A 15,403-nucleotide genomic window follows, 5' to 3' on the forward strand; every position below is an offset into this window, starting at 1 on the left:
GAATGCGCATGCTGTTACATGTATGCTGTGGTCCGTGTTCGGTCTTTCCGCTTAAACATTTGCGGGAAGCATATCCGGAATACGAAATAACCGGTTATTTTTACAACCCAAATATTCATCCGTACAAAGAATTTGTCCGGCGCCTTGATACCTTAAAAGCTTTTGCCGCCCAAATCGGACTGGAGCACCTAATTATTGATGACAGGTATACTTTAGAGGAGTTTTTACAACAGGCACTCACTGCTCCCGGCGGCCGCTGCCGTAATTGCTATGACCTCAGGCTGCAGCAAACGGCGCGCTATGCCAGGGAGCACGGTTATGACTGTTTTAGCACCACTTTGTTGGTCAGTCCTTATCAGCAGCATGAATTGATAAAAGCAGCAGGCGAAGCTGCGGCAATTCAGCATGGCATCAAATTTTCTTATATCGACTTTCGGCCAGGCTGGCAGGAAGGAGTACAGAAAAGCAGAGAACTTGAAATGTACCGCCAGCCTTATTGTGGCTGTATTTTTAGTGAAAAAGACCGGTATTGCAAACCGCGGAAAGGACAGAACTGATGCCTGGGGGATTTGACTCATTTGGCAAGCTGCTGATGCTGTTGGGCGTAATTTTGTTAATTGCCGGAGCTATCTTCCATTTTGGCGGGAAATTTCTTAGTTTAGGCCGATTGCCAGGCGATATCCATCTGGAGCGGGGTAACTTTAGTTTCCATTTCCCGATTGTTACTTCTATTATTATCAGTATTGTTCTCACAATAATTTTAAATTTGATCACAAGAAAATAGTACCGGAGGTATGCGCGTGCGTAAACATATGCTACAATGGTTACTGCTGGTTTTTTTTATGCTATTATTTTTGCCGGTAACGGGGCAAGCCCGGGAGACTGAGCCAGCATTATGGCTTAAAGAACCCAGTCTGCGTGTGGGAATCTTGACCGGACAGCAAAGTGTACAAATTACTGCTGACGCTAATTTTGATCTTGTCAATGCCGGAACGAACAAAACAATAAAAAGTTTTCGGGCTTATGAAAAAGTAACAATTAGTGATAAAGGCAATGGTTTTTCCATTAATGGAATGCCGGTTGCCGCTAACGGCATTAATGTTGTTCTCAAAAGTAAGGATGTTATGGTTTCTATTAAGCAGTATGCACATGTTAACAACAGACGGTATCGGGGAGATATAAGTATTCTTCGTCCTGCCGGTAAATCCGGCATGACTGTTGTTAATACCCTGCCGGTAGAAGAGTATGTGTATGGAATCATCAAGCATGAAATATCACCCGAATGGGCAATGGAAGCAGTCAAGGCACAGGCGGTGGCTGCGCGTACCTATGCGCTGGCCAGTAGCAATAAACATAAAGCTGATGGCTTTGATGTATGTGCCACTACCGATTGCCAGGTGTATGGCGGGCTGGAAAGTGAAACTCCCAGAGCCCTGGAAGCGGTAGATTCGACAAGAGGCTTAGTACTATTCCATAGCGGTAAATTAATAACCGCCTATTTCCACAGCAGTTCGGGGGGGCATACTGAGAACAGTGAAAATGTCTGGTCCTCACCGCAGCCCTATCTAAAAGGGGTAGCTGACTTCGACCAGGATTGCCCGTATTTTAAATGGGAAAAAAAGCTGACCATTGCCGAACTTAATCAAGCTGTCAGTAGAGCCGGTTACAATATTGGCCGTCTTCAGGCCATTGAATTGTCGCCACTAGGTAATCCACCGGCTGTCAGTAATGACCGCGGTGTATCCGGACGGGTAAAGCATATTCGTTTGTTAGGTACTAATGGCAGTGTACAGATAACGGGTGCAAAAATGAGAACCATGTTAGACCTGAAAAGCACTTTATTTGATATTACTACCGCAGCAGCTCAGCCGGTTTTTGCCGGCAAAAAGAGTGTGCGGACACAGCCGTCGCAGAACAGTATTCGCCCGGTTGCCGGTGAACCGGCCGATTTTGTAATTATTAACGGTTCTGGCTGGGGACATGGCTTAGGCTTGTCTCAGTGGGGGGCTAAAGCTATGGCGGAAAAGGCACCACCGGGCAATACCGAATATTTTAAAGAGATATTGAAACACTACTACCAAGGTGTAGAAATAAAAAAAGCCTACATATAGGCCATAAAGAGGGGTTACATGCTGGTTTCGGATTTCGATTATTATTTACCCGAAGAACTAATAGCCCAGCAGCCGGTTGAGCCACGCGACCATTCCCGGCTGCTGGTGCTTGACAGAAAGACAGGCACGATTACTCACAATGCTTTTTATAATCTGCCGCAACTTCTACAACCAGGGGATACCCTGGTTTTTAATGATACCCGGGTAATACCTGCCCGGCTGCTGGGCATTAAACCGGAAACCGGCGGCAAAGTGGAAGTTTTTTTGTTAAACCGGACGACAAAAGATGATTGGGAGGTTCTGGTTAAACCCGGTAAACGGGCCAGACCGGGAACCGTCATTGAATTTGGCGAAAATCTGCGCTGCGAAGTGCTGAGTACCACCGATTTTGGCGGCCGGGTTGTCAGATTTACTTATCAGGGAATTTTTGAAGAGATTTTAGATGTGTTAGGGGAAACCCCCTTGCCGCCTTATATTAAAGCTCAGTTGTCGGACAAGGAACGTTATCAAACGGTATATGCCCGGGAACGGGGATCGGCTGCGGCCCCCACCGCCGGGCTTCATTTTACCCGTGAGCTCATGGAAAATATTGAAAATATGGGAGTTAATTTAGCTTATATTACCTTGCACGTCGGACTGGGAACCTTCCGGCCGGTAGTGGCGGAAAATATAAACGAGCATGTTATGCACCGCGAGTACTACTCTGTGCCACCGGCAACCGCCGAAATTGTAAATAAAACCCTTGCGGCAGGCAACCGGGTTATTGCGGTGGGCACCACAGCCGTCCGTACCCTGGAATCGGCCGGGAGCAGCGGCTGTTTAGAAGCCAAAAGCGGTTGGACAGAGATATTTATTTATCCAGGCTATGAGTTTAAAATTGTTAAAGCTCTTATTACAAATTTTCATCTGCCAAAATCCACATTATTAATGCTAATCAGCGCTCTGGCTGGCCGGGAGTTTATTTTTGACGCCTATCGGGAAGCGGTGGATAAACGCTACCGGTTTTTCAGCTTTGGCGATGCCATGTTTATCCGATAAAGCTAAGTCTATTTTATTAATTGACTATGGAGGTGCAGTTATTGGCCATTACATATGAACTAATCAAACGCTGTTCCAAAACTGGGGCCAGGGCGGGCCGGATACATACACCGCACGGCGTATTTGACACACCTATTTTTATGCCTGTAGGCACACAGGCCACCGTAAAGGCTATGTCCCCTGATGAGTTAAAGGCCATGGGGGCAGGAATAATTTTAAGTAATACTTATCATTTATATTTGCGGCCAGGTCATGATTTGGTTGCCGAAGCCGGCGGACTTCACAAGTTTATGCAATGGGATCGGGCAATTTTAACTGACAGTGGCGGTTTTCAGGTGTTTAGTCTGGGGCCGCTGCGCAAAATTACCGAGGATGGGGTTACTTTCCGTTCACATATTGACGGCTCAAAGCATTTTTTATCACCGGAAAAAGCCACCGAAGTCCAAATGGCTTTAGGGGCTGATATTATTATGGCATTTGACGAATGTGTACCCTATCCGGCAGAGCATGAATATGCCCGCCAGTCTACCGAACGGACAACCCGCTGGGCCGAACGCTGTAGAAAAGCCCACACCCGCAAGGATCAAGCCTTGTTTGGTATCGTTCAGGGCGGTATGTACAAAGATCTCCGGACTATGAGTGCCAGGGACCTGGTTTCCCTGGATTTTCCCGGTTATGCAATCGGTGGTCTTAGTGTGGGTGAACCCAAACCGCTGATGTATGAGATGCTGGAGCATACTGTGCCTTTACTGCCACAGAACAAGCCGCGTTATTTAATGGGAGTAGGCACGCCTGATTGTTTATTGGAAGGCGTAATGTATGGTATTGATATGTTTGACTGCGTTTTCCCGACAAGGGTGGCACGCAATGGGACTGTCATGACAAACAAAGGCAGGCTTGTTGTCAAAAATGCTGAATTTGCCAGAGATTTCCGGCCTATCGATCCGGATTGCAATTGCTATACCTGCCGGAATTTTTCACGTGCTTATATCAGGCACTTGTTAAAGACAGAAGAGATATTTGGCTTGCGATTGACCACTACCCATAATCTGCATTTCCTGGTGAATTTTATGAAAGAAATGCGCCAATCCATTCTTGATGAGCGTTTTTTGGAGTTCAGAGAAGAGTTTTGGGCTTATTATCACAAATAATAAAAGGATTTACGCTAAATGTGTGGAATATACTGCTAATAAACAACAGGAGGTGATTAATGCATGACTCCAGAAATAATGCAGGCCATTCAGGCCTCATGGCCGATTGTATTGATGGGCGTAATATTCTATTTTTTACTGTACCGTCCGCAAAAAAAAGAACAACAGCGCCGCAAAGAACTTTTGGATAATTTGAAGAAAGGTGCGCGAGTTGTAACAATCGGTGGAATATACGGTACGATCACGGCACTAAGTGAAAAAACCGTAACTATAAAAATTGCCGATAAAGTAGAAGTCGAGATAGCGCGTACTGCAGTAGGCCAGTTGCAAAGCCAACCTAAAGAGTAAACTGTTGCCTGATTACGAATGTCGTCCGGAGGACTTGGTGAAAAGCCAAGTCTTTTCTTAAGGGGGAGGGAAAACATCATGGAGATTAATAAAGATGCCAAGAAAGAATTGCGTAAAAAACTTTTAGCCATTAGACGCGAAATGACCCGGGAGGAAGTGGCTGCCGGTAGTGGCAGGCTTGCTGAGCATTTGTTCACCTGGCCTGTATATCAAAATGCTAAAAATATTATGCTGTATCTGGCAATGCCTGATGAGCCTCACTTGGATAAAGTTATCTCCCATGCGCTTGCTGCCGGTAAGACCATCTGTGTGCCGCATATGCGTGAGACCAGGGGGTTAATGGATGCCGCCATTATTGCCAATCTTGAGGATCTGGTGGTAGGACAGTTTAATCTGCTTACGCCGAATCCGGCAACCTTAAACTTACTGGAACCAAGTGAACTTGACCTCATAATTGTCCCCGGAGTGGCTTTTGACAAAACCGGACGGCGCTTAGGCATGGGAGCCGGCTACTATGACCGGTTTCTGCTAAGAGCCAACAAAGCCGAACTTATTGGGGCGGCCTGGGCGGCGCAGATACTGGAAACGGTGCCGACTGACGAGCATGATAAACCAGTAAATTATTTACTTACAGAAGAAGGCATATTTACTTGCAGGTAAGGCAAAATGTAAGTAGTTATATTTTTCTTTACCTGTCGGTACCGATTATCTAGTCTTGAGATATTGGGCAGGCAGGGCTAATTTGATAATCGGAGGATTGGTCATGTCAATTGCAACTATCGGACAAGACGTCACTGTTGCTCAATTAAAAGCAGATCACGAAGTAAATGTTTATCTTACCCGAAGTACTCAGTACCTTGGGAGCTTGGGCTTTACTGAACATGGTCTTAGACATGCCGGCATCGTCTCAGCTTTAGCGTATAAGGTTTTGCATGAACTGGGATTTCCGGTACGGGACTGTGAACTTGCAGGTATCGCAGGGTATCTGCATGATATTGCCAATATGATTAATAGGTATAATCATGGTGGTTCCGGGGCGATAATGGCTTTTACCATTCTTACCCGCATGCAGATGCCGCCGGAAGAAGTTGCCTTGGTAATATCTGCCATTGGCAATCATGAAGAAGAACGCGGCAATGCCGTTAATCATGTAGCCGCTGCGCTAATTTTGGCTGATAAATCAGATGTTCATCGTGCGCGGGTTACCAATCGTGACTTTGCCAAATTTGAGATCCATGACAGGGTAAATTATGCGGCCGAAAGCAGTAAACTAATTATTGATAAAGATTCCCGGACGGTAACACTCTATGTCACCATTGACACCGATATTTGTCCTGTTATGGAGTACTTTGAAATATTTTTACAACGGATGATTATGTGCCGGCGGGCGGCAGAAGTACTAAACTGCCGTTTCAAACTGGTAATTAACGACTATGATTTGCTATAGTCATAGTTATCGAAAAAAACCTATTAGCAAGATTGGAGGACAACCTTTTGAGGTGGGGGAATTTAACCAAATTTTTGGTTGTTATTGTGGCAATTCTCGCTGTTGCCGGCTACTATATGCCGCCATTAGCCCTGTCTATTAAACAAGGGCTTGACTTACAGGGGGGAACGCATGTTGTACTTGAGGCATCTGATACGCCGGAAGCTAAGGTTAACGACGATGCTCTGCAACGGGTCGTTCATATTATTGAACGCCGGATTAATGAGCTTGGGCTTACAGAACCGCTTGTACAGCGCCAAGGGGACCGTCGGGTCATTGTTGAATTGCCGGGTGTAAAGGATCCGGAAAAAGCCATTGAAATGCTGGGACAAACAGCACTTATGGAGTTTCAGGATGAAAGCGGTAATATTGTGCTGACCGGTAAAGATTTGAAAGATGCCAGAGCACAGATCGACCAAAGTGGCCAAAAGCTGGTTGCTATTGAGTTTACCGATGAAGGTACCAGGAAATTTGCAGACCTGACGGCAAGAAGCGTAGGCAAGCATATTGCCATCTTATTGGATAAACAAATATTGACCAATCCTGTTGTGCAGGAAGCCATTCCTAACGGCAAGGCAGTCATCACCGGCAATCGTTCCATGGAAGAGGCGGAACGCCTGGCAATCCTGCTGCGCTCAGGTGCACTTCCGGTTAAAGTTGATGTATTAGAAACAAGGACTGTCGGTCCGACTTTAGGCGAAGATTCCAAAGCCAAGAGTGTGGAAGCTTTTGTAATTGGCATTGCTGCCATTGTTATTTTTATGCTGCTTTTCTACCGGGTTTCTGGTTTTGTTGCCAACGTAGCCCTGGTTTTGTATGTAATGTTGCTGTTAGCTAGCCTGAAAATGCTTAATGCCACATTAACCCTGCCGGGTATCGCCGGTATTATTTTGTCAATGGGTATGGCTGTTGATGCCAATGTGCTTATCTTTGAGCGCTTTAAGGAAGAATACCGTAATGGTAAAACCCTGAGGGCCGCCATCGATGCGGGTTTTACCCGCGCATTTTCTACTATTTTGGACTCAAATATCACCACCCTGATTGTCGCAGCAGTACTCTTTTTCCTGGGAACAGGGCCGATTAAAGGTTTTGCTGTTACCTTGGGCCTGGGGATTGTTTTGAGTATGTTTACCGCCATTACAGCCACCCGGTTTATGTTAAAAATTCTTATAAACGCCAATATCATTAAAAATGGCAAGTTTTTCGGGGCTTAGGGGGGAGAAAGAGATGAATTTTGATATTGTTAAACGACGTAAGTGGTGGTATTTACTCTCGGTATGCCTTCTCCTTCCCGGCCTGCTGTCAATAGCAATCCAAGGCTTCAATTTAGGCATTGATTTTACCGGCGGCACATTGTTGGATCTAAAATTTTCCCGGCCTGTTACCGTAGCCGAGGTGCGGGATGTGCTTAAAGACTATCAATTGGAGAATAGTACAATTCAGTTAGCCTTGACAGGGCAAGAGTCTGTTTCCCCTAATGTATTTATCCGCTCCCATGTATTAAACGAGGATGAACGCCGTGCCGTGCTGAAAGGTTTCGAAACCAAGCTAGGGGCTTTTGAAGTTCTGCGGGTGGAAAAGGTTGGCGCCGTTGTCGGTTCTGAACTGACCCGGCAAGCTGTTTTTGCTTTGGTAATCTCCTGGGTGCTCATGATTGTGTACATCACATACCGCTTTGAATTCAAATTTGCGGTTTGCGGGATTTTGGGATTAGTTCATGACGTAATCATTACCATCGGTGCCTTTTCGCTTTTGCAAAAAGAGATCGATGCTGCCTTTGTCGCTGCCCTGTTAACAGTTGTCGGTTATTCCATTAATGACACCATTGTTATTTTTGATAGAATTAGAGAAAATCTGCGAAACTACAAGAAAAATGATGACATTGAAGAACTGGTTAACCGCAGTGTATGGCAGACTATGACCCGCTCAATCTATACTGTGCTGACAGTGCTGTTTGCTGCCGGGTCCCTCTATTGGTTTGGCGGCGAAACAACGAAAAATTTCTCGCTAGCGCTGCTAATCGGTATTGCTGTCGGTGCCTATTCCTCGATATTTACTTCCAGCCAGCTGTGGGTTGACTGGAAAGAATATGATGAAAAGCGGCGTGTTGAAGTGAAAGCAAAAGGCGCCAAGTAAAACATTTAATTTATATGATGAAATCAAAAAGCCTGAGGAAAATAAATTACCTCAGGCTTTTTTGCACCATTAACGCCCCGGGGTAATATCCTATTAGCAGGCAGGGGGCGATACGTATGGGCGTGATACTACCGGCATTGTCGCTGGCCATTGTTCATATTGCCGGTGATAATGTAGCTGTTGTTCCGGCCATGGCTTCGTTATTAGGCAATGGTATTTATGCTACCGTATTTCTGGCTTATATGATATTTGGCTCCATAGTGGCAGGTGTTTCTGCCTGGATTGGCGCAAGAAGCGGGCGTGAGTTGCCAGCTGTGGTTAAGCGGTTATTTGGGGTGCGCGGCAAATGGCTGCTGGCACTTTCCGTACTGGCGGTATCGTTACCGGCCAGCACATTAACCGGTGGTTATTTTGCCGGACAATTGTTGCAGCAGTTTACGGGGATCCCCTATACAATGGCAGTCCCGCTCTGTATAGTGGCGTGTTCTTTGCTGGCAGCCGGTTATGGCCGGGAAATACTTCAGCTTTCTAATTATTTGGCACTGCTATTTATTCCGGCAATCGGGATGATGGTAGTTATGCTGCAGGATACTATTCCGATAGTATCCTTTGAAAGCCTGATTTCGTTCGAGAATATCAGCTGGCCTTTAGTATTGGCGCTCATTGGCTATAATGCCGGAGGCATGCGTTCAGCCCTGGTAGTGGAAACGGGAACCTATTTTGCGGCAAAAAATTATACAGGCGTGTATTTGGCGATATTGGCAAAATTTTTTGAGGGCTTTTTTACCCTGGTGCTGGCTCATCTGGCACTGACAAGCGGTGCTCCGGGTTTACTGCCATTGTCGACAGTTGCCGACAGGACGTTTGGTAATTGGCTCGCACTCGGGTTTGACAGTATCTTATTTTGCATTTTGATCAATACAATGGTTCCGGCCATGTTAGTTAATGCTAAACAGCTTAGTGTAATTACCAATTTTAACTTTTGGCCGGCTCTCGGCTTATCTGCTGTATTTGTATGGGCCGGCAGTTATGCTAAACTGGAAACCATTCTTATGCTCATGAGTGTTACCGGGGTGATTATGACGGTTTTTATTGGCTGCATAGCGTACTTTCTACATAAACAGGAGGCTAACAAGTTACACTAATAGTACCAATAGGCAGAGCGGTGTGAAACGAGGTAAGTAACTTTTGGTGGTCAAATTTTTCGTAACATTTATAATGGTAACAGGTCTTTTTTGTACAGTAACCCTAAAACTGCCGGGAACGCTGCTTATATTACTCGGGGCTGCTTTTTACGGTGCCGTTACCGGGTATGTGAGTGCTGCTCCCTGGCTGGTTGCCTTATTGGTATTAATTTCAATTACGGCCGAGGTGGGAGGCAGAGTACTCAGGCTATATTTGACACGAAGTTATTCTGTATCACCTGTGTTTAGTGCTAATTGTACGGCAACTCATTTGGCGGGTATGCTGGCCACTAATGCCTTGCTTGGACCGCTTCTCGGACTTGCTGTGTGGGAATTAGTTGCCGGTAAAACATTGCTGCCCCGGGGTGATACGGTTACCAGTGTACTTTTGCGGTTAGCCGGAGTGGCATGCTTTAGATTTGCTTGCGGGCTTATCATGATTGTGCTTATCCATATGTATTTATTTTTACCCTAACAGAAAGTATAACTTTCTTAAGAGCAGGATCAACATCGGCTTCCGCCGTCGCCAGAGGCTCGGCGCAAGCCATGTTTTCTTTATAACTCACATCCCAAAGGACTCAACAGGCGGTTGCCTGTTTTTGCTTTTATTTGCCGAAATCGCTAATTTTAAAAGGAATATTCAAGTTTTTGCGAGAATACTACCGTTAAGATATATTTGTGGATGGTGATAAAATATGATGAATTTATTATTTGCTTTTGTGTTCGCCTTATTGGTTGCCGTTTTTGCTGTGCAAAATTCGCTGCCGGTGACTGTAAGCTTTTTAATGTGGAGTTTTCAAACCTCGCTGGTTATCATTATTTTGGGAGCAGCTACCTTTGGCGCGATGACTATTCTGTCACTTTCATTGCTGGTACAGTTCAAGCTTAGACGCACCATCACTAAGTTAACCGAAACACAGCGGCAATTAGAAGCGGAAAATCATGAACTAAAAGCTAAGCAGGAAATCCAGCAGGAAACTCCTCAGGAGATCCAGCCGCAAAATCAGCAAAATTGCTAAGAACAGGCAAAGTTGCAAAATGTTACACTGTATACTACAATTATCTAATATAGCATTACGGAGGTCTGCAAACTTTATATGGCTAGGCTGCAAAAGGCATGGAGGTTATTTCCAGTTAAGCGTGAACTGGCAAGTGAACTCAGCCGGAAACTTAATATATCCAGGCATATTGCCCAGGCGCTGATAAATCGTGGCATTACAGACGAGCAGAAGGCTGTTGAATTTTTATATGCCGGCATGGAACATATTGCGGACCCATATTTACTCAAAGATATGGGAACTGCTGCCCTGAGAATTGCTCATGCACTGGCAGCCGGGGAGAAAATTACGGTCTATGGCGACTATGATGTAGATGGGATTACTGCCTGTGCAATTTTATACAAAACCTTAAGCCGGTTGGAGGCTAATGTTGAATTTTACATTCCAGACAGGCAAAGCGAAGGCTATGGCCTTAATATCGCCGCGTTAAACAATCTGAAACAGACAGGAACCACCTTGGTGATTACCGTTGACTGCGGCATCAGTGCCATAAAAGAAATTGAGGCTGTACAAGGGCAGCTGGATATAATCGTAACCGACCATCACCAGCCGCCGCCGCAGCTGCCGCCGGCGTTAGCCATTATCAATCCTAAACAGCCTGGTTGCGCCTATCCGGAAAAAAATTTAGCCGGAGTTGGTGTTGCCTTCAAGCTGTGTCAAGCTTTATGGCAGCATTATCATGGAACTGGTAATAATTTTTTCGATTATATAGAGATTGTGGCCATTGGCACAATTGCCGATATTGTCCCGCTTACCGGAGAAAACCGGATATTGGTCAAGCTGGGACTAAACCGGCTGCTTACTACCGATAACCCGGGGATAAAGGCGTTGGTGGAAGTGTGTGGCCTGACAGGCAAAGGTATTGATAGTGGCAGTGTGGGGTTTGTCATTGCCCCACGGCTTAATGCCGTAGGGCGTGTCAGTCAGGCCGCCGCCGGGGTAAAACTGCTGCTTACCAATGACTCCGAGTATGCGCGCGAACTGGCAAACCTGTTAGACGAAGAAAACTCCGCCCGCCAAACCATCGAAAAATTAATACTGGCTAAGGCTGAAGAACAGCTTGAAACCATAGAGTTAAGTACGGCCAAGGTGTTAGTGTTGGCTGGTGAAGATTGGCATTCCGGAGTTATTGGCATTGTAGCTTCGCGTTTGGTAGAAAAATATTATAAGCCGGTAATTATGATTAGTATCCAGGAGGGGTATGGCAAAGGCTCCTGCCGCAGTATCCCGGCGTTTGATATTTATACAGCTTTGTCGCGCTGTTCTGATATACTAACTCAGTTTGGCGGTCATCACCAGGCTGCCGGGCTGACAATTCCGGCTGAAAATATCCCGCTGCTCAGGGAACGGTTACAGGCTATTGCGACAGAAACATTGTCAGCAGCAGATTATGTACCGATTCTTACTATTGATTCGGTTCTGGCGCTGGAAGAAGTCAATGCTGCCTTTATCGAGCAATTAGCCTGCCTTGAACCATATGGCTTTGCCAATCCGAGTCCGCTCTTTGCCTGCCGGAATGTTAAGCTGAGGGAAAAGCGGCTTGTCGGACAACAAAGTCGGCATTTGAAACTTACCTTGGAGCATACGTCAGTTAATGATGTCATTGCCTGGAATATGGGGGAATTATCAGATAATCTTACTTGTAATGAAACCATAGATATGGTATTTGTCCCTAAGTATAATGAATGGCAAGGTCACAAAAAATTGCAGCTTACAGCGCGGGATGTTCGCCAATCGCTTGATCGGCAGACACAGGCAAAACTAAATGCAATTGCGCCTGACCGCGATTGTGTAAGTCAGGTATATTTGACGTTAAAACGATACAATAGGTCTGGTTTGCATGATTTGTCCCTTCAGAATATTTCGGATAATATTTTCAGCAACTATAAAGAAACTTTATCTGAACGGGTTATTGACTTATCGCTAGCCATTTTGGGGGAGCTAAAATTACTAACCCGGGAATTCGTTGAGCAGGATGTGTTTAGGATTCACCTTCAACCTGCACCGACGACCAAGCTTGAACTGACAGATTCACCTACATTCAGGGAAAGCATAAGACTGCGTGAAGAGTTCTTGAATCAGCATATTTAGTTTGAGGGGGTTCATCCATAATGGATCTACAGGAAAAAATTCGCAATATACCCGATTTTCCTCAACCGGGAATTCAATTTAAAGATATTACCACTTTGCTCAAAGACGGAAAAGCCTTCCGCTTAGCCATCGATAGACTGGCAGAGCCTTATAAACAGCAACCGATTGATATTGTTATCGGTCCTGAGGCAAGAGGATTTGCGGTTGGTGCTCCTGTCGCGTATGTCTTGGGAGCCGGTTTTGTGCCTGTTCGTAAACCAGGTAAACTGCCGGCAGAAATCGTAAGCTATGAGTATTCTTTAGAGTATGGTAAAGGTTCTTTGGAAATTCATAAAGATGCTATTGTACCAGGGAGCCGGGTACTAATTGTTGACGATTTGCTGGCAACAGGCGGTACTACTCTGGCAACCATTAAAATGGTAGAACAATTAGGTGGTACGATTGTAGGTCTGGCTTTTCTGGTCGAATTATCTTTCTTAAATGGCCGTCAAGTGTTGACCGGTTATGATATTGGTTCACTGATTCAGTATTAACAGTAATAAATCCGGTTGTCTGTAGCAGCAGTAAGAGGTGAGACATGGGTAACGATGCACAAGGAAAAAGGACTATAAAGCCTACGCTTGAAAATATACTTGCCAAGATCAAAGTTTACCAGCCTGATGCGCCGTTGCCGCTGGTTGAAAAAGCCTATCAAATGGCTCATGATGCACATGAAGGGCAGCTTAGGGTATCTGGAGACGAATACATATGTCATCCATTGGGAGTCGCCAATATTCTGGCCGATTTGCAGATTGATGCCATAACCATCAGTGCCAGTTTGCTGCATGATGTGGTGGAAGATACGGATATTACGCTGGAACTGCTGGAAAAAGAGTTTGGTAAAGAAATAGCTATGCTGGTCGATGGGGTTACTAAATTAAGCCGTATTGAGTATAAATCCAAAGAAGAACATCAAATGGAGAACTATCGCAAGATGTTCCTGGCGATGGCCAAAGATATCCGGGTGGTTTTGATAAAACTTGCCGACAGAATGCATAATATGCGAACCCTTAAATATATGGCGCCGTATAAGCAGCAGGAAATATCGCGTGAAACGCTGGAGATTTTTGCGCCACTCGCCCACCGGCTGGGGATTTCTAATGTTAAGTGGGAACTGGAAGATTTGGCCTTTAGATTTCTGGAGCCGGAAAAGTATTACAGGCTTGTCGAACAGGTAAAACAAAAGCGCAAAGAACGGGAAGAGATTATCACAGACGCCATTGCGCTGATGAACGAACGGCTTGACGGTGTTGGCATTAAAGCCGAAATCCAAGGCAGGCCCAAACATTTTTACAGTATTTATAAAAAAATGAAAAAAAGCCATAAGCAGGATGTCAGTGAAATTTATGACTTATCGGCTATTCGTATTGTTGTTGATACGGTAAAAGACTGTTATGGAGCCTTGGGCATTGTCCATACATTATGGAAGCCTCTGCCTGGCAGATTTAAAGACTATATTGCTATGCCTAAGTCCAATGGCTATCAGTCGCTGCACACGACAGTTATCGGTCAATCCGGACAACCGCTGGAAATCCAGATTCGTACCCTGGAGATGCACCGTATTTCCGAATATGGTATTGCTGCTCATTGGCGTTATAAAGAGGGCGGTAAGGCAGCAGCTAAGGATTCTGATCAAAAACTAGCCTGGTTAAGGCAGCTTTTGGAATGGCACCGTGATTTAAGAGATCCGCGTGAATTTATTGAAACGGTGAAATTGGATGTTTTTGCCGACGAGGTATTTGTATTTACTCCCAAGGGCGATGTCGTTGATTTGCCTGCCGGTTCAGTACCCATTGATTTTGCTTATCGTATTCATACCGATGTAGGCCACCGGTGTGTCGGCGCTAAAATCAACGGTAAAATTGTACCGCTGGAATATAAGCTCACCAATGGTGATATTGTAGAGATTATTACCGCCAAGCAAACTAATGGTCCCAGCCGGGATTGGCTGAACGTAGTTGGTGCATCAGAAACCCGCAATAAAATCAGGCAATGGTTTAAAAAAGAAAAACGGGAAGAAAACATTGCCAAAGGCCGGGAAATGATTGAACGGGAGACCAAGAAGCTTGGCTACGAATGGCGCGATCTGATAAAGGGTGACCGTTTGAGTGAAGCGGCAAAAAAATTAAATATTTCCAGTGAAGAAGATTTATTTGAAGGCTTGGGTTATGGCGGAGTTACTTTGCATGGGGTTATGACCAAACTGATTGAGGCCTATAAAAAAGAATTAAAAAGCACCACCCCTCCTGATGTTTCGGCTATGCTGGCCGGTCTCAAACCCAAACGGCAGAAAAATAAATCCGGTCATGGTATTTTGGTCAAAGGCGAGTCAGGGCTGATGGTCAGATTGGCGCGGTGTTGCAATCCGCTTCCGGGTGATTTGATTGTAGGCTATATTACCAGAGGACGGGGTGTATCGGTGCATCGTGCCGATTGCCCCAATATCCACAACAATCCGGAAGAATATGAGCGCATGATTGAGGTCAGCTGGGATATTACCGGTGATACATTATACAAAGTTTCGATTGAAATTACCGGTACCGATCGTCCTAATTTGCTGTCAGATATTATGATGATTGCCTCAGATTCCAAAATAAATGTGTCTTCCCTTAATGCCCGCGTGCAAAAAAATAAAACTGCGGTTATTAATATGGATATTGATATCGGCAATCTGAGCCAGCTGGAACATATCATGACTAAAATACGACGAGTTCAGGATGTATATAGTGTGCATCGTATGACCCAACTGTAGGAGGAGTCT

The 15,403-nt window shown here is 45.3% G+C and carries 16 protein-coding genes; all 16 read left to right on the forward strand.

The genetic code is table 11. The features are described from left to right. Positions 1–2: 2 nt before the first annotated feature. The 16 genes from SPSPH_RS10040 (at position 3) to SPSPH_RS10115 (ending at position 15,394) form a co-directional block, all read left to right on the forward strand. Entirely contained in the window at positions 3–557 is a 555-nt protein-coding gene (locus SPSPH_RS10040; RefSeq protein ID WP_075755547.1) for an epoxyqueuosine reductase QueH, read from the forward strand. Further along, positions 557–784 carry a DUF2905 domain-containing protein gene (locus tag SPSPH_RS10045; protein ID WP_075755548.1) on the forward strand — a complete coding sequence of 76 codons (228 nt, stop codon included), beginning with the start codon at positions 557–559 and terminating at the stop codon, positions 782–784. The genes SPSPH_RS10040 and SPSPH_RS10045 overlap by 1 nt, the downstream gene beginning before the upstream one ends. A gap of 16 nt (positions 785–800) precedes the next feature. Beyond that, positions 801–2,111, forward strand: coding sequence for a SpoIID/LytB domain-containing protein (locus SPSPH_RS10050; protein ID WP_158027059.1), 1,311 nt, complete (start codon positions 801–803; stop codon positions 2,109–2,111). 18 nt (positions 2,112–2,129) lie between these two features. Then, positions 2,130–3,149: a tRNA preQ1(34) S-adenosylmethionine ribosyltransferase-isomerase QueA gene (queA, locus tag SPSPH_RS10055; RefSeq protein WP_075755549.1), complete on the forward strand. Its 1,020-nt coding sequence runs from the start codon at positions 2,130–2,132 to the stop codon at positions 3,147–3,149. Positions 3,150–3,175: 26 nt separating this feature from the next. Beyond that, complete coding sequence (tgt, locus tag SPSPH_RS10060) at positions 3,176–4,300, forward strand: tRNA guanosine(34) transglycosylase Tgt (RefSeq protein WP_422397022.1); 1,125 nt, start codon at positions 3,176–3,178, stop codon at positions 4,298–4,300. A gap of 63 nt (positions 4,301–4,363) precedes the next feature. Next, positions 4,364–4,648: a preprotein translocase subunit YajC gene (yajC, locus tag SPSPH_RS10065; RefSeq protein WP_075755551.1), complete on the forward strand. Its 285-nt coding sequence runs from the start codon at positions 4,364–4,366 to the stop codon at positions 4,646–4,648. Positions 4,649–4,726: 78 nt separating this feature from the next. Then, positions 4,727–5,308, forward strand: coding sequence for a 5-formyltetrahydrofolate cyclo-ligase (locus SPSPH_RS10070; protein WP_075755552.1), 582 nt, complete (start codon positions 4,727–4,729; stop codon positions 5,306–5,308). A 103-nt stretch (positions 5,309–5,411) separates the two neighbouring features. Further along, positions 5,412–6,095: a phosphohydrolase gene (locus SPSPH_RS10075; RefSeq protein WP_075755553.1), complete on the forward strand. Its 684-nt coding sequence runs from the start codon at positions 5,412–5,414 to the stop codon at positions 6,093–6,095. A 47-nt stretch (positions 6,096–6,142) separates the two neighbouring features. Further along, positions 6,143–7,348: a protein translocase subunit SecD gene (gene secD, locus SPSPH_RS10080; protein WP_075755554.1), complete on the forward strand. Its 1,206-nt coding sequence runs from the start codon at positions 6,143–6,145 to the stop codon at positions 7,346–7,348. A 13-nt stretch (positions 7,349–7,361) separates the two neighbouring features. After that, positions 7,362–8,270 (forward strand): protein translocase subunit SecF, encoded by a 909-nt coding sequence (gene secF, locus SPSPH_RS10085; protein ID WP_075755555.1) that lies wholly within the window; start codon positions 7,362–7,364, stop codon positions 8,268–8,270. Positions 8,271–8,386: 116 nt separating this feature from the next. Next, entirely contained in the window at positions 8,387–9,415 is a 1,029-nt protein-coding gene (locus tag SPSPH_RS10090) for a hypothetical protein (protein ID WP_075755556.1), read from the forward strand. Between the two features lie 46 nt (positions 9,416–9,461). Further along, positions 9,462–9,929 carry a DUF456 family protein gene (locus SPSPH_RS10095; RefSeq protein ID WP_233138939.1) on the forward strand — a complete coding sequence of 156 codons (468 nt, stop codon included), beginning with the start codon at positions 9,462–9,464 and terminating at the stop codon, positions 9,927–9,929. A 220-nt stretch (positions 9,930–10,149) separates the two neighbouring features. After that, positions 10,150–10,473, forward strand: a complete 324-nt coding sequence (locus SPSPH_RS10100; RefSeq protein WP_075755558.1) for a LapA family protein — start codon at positions 10,150–10,152, stop codon at positions 10,471–10,473. A 78-nt stretch (positions 10,474–10,551) separates the two neighbouring features. After that, complete coding sequence (gene recJ, locus SPSPH_RS10105; RefSeq protein WP_083945467.1) at positions 10,552–12,603, forward strand: single-stranded-DNA-specific exonuclease RecJ; 2,052 nt, start codon at positions 10,552–10,554, stop codon at positions 12,601–12,603. Between the two features lie 20 nt (positions 12,604–12,623). Beyond that, on the forward strand, positions 12,624–13,136 hold the full coding sequence (locus SPSPH_RS10110; RefSeq protein WP_075755559.1) for an adenine phosphoribosyltransferase: 513 nt from the start codon (positions 12,624–12,626) through the stop codon (positions 13,134–13,136). Positions 13,137–13,180: 44 nt separating this feature from the next. Continuing rightward, positions 13,181–15,394, forward strand: coding sequence for a RelA/SpoT family protein (locus SPSPH_RS10115; protein WP_075755560.1), 2,214 nt, complete (start codon positions 13,181–13,183; stop codon positions 15,392–15,394). The last annotated feature ends 9 nt before the right edge of the window (positions 15,395–15,403 follow it).

Origin of the sequence: Sporomusa sphaeroides DSM 2875 (assembly GCF_001941975.2) — a bacterium.
GTDB classification, from domain to species: Bacteria; Bacillota; Negativicutes; order Sporomusales; family Sporomusaceae; genus Sporomusa; species Sporomusa sphaeroides.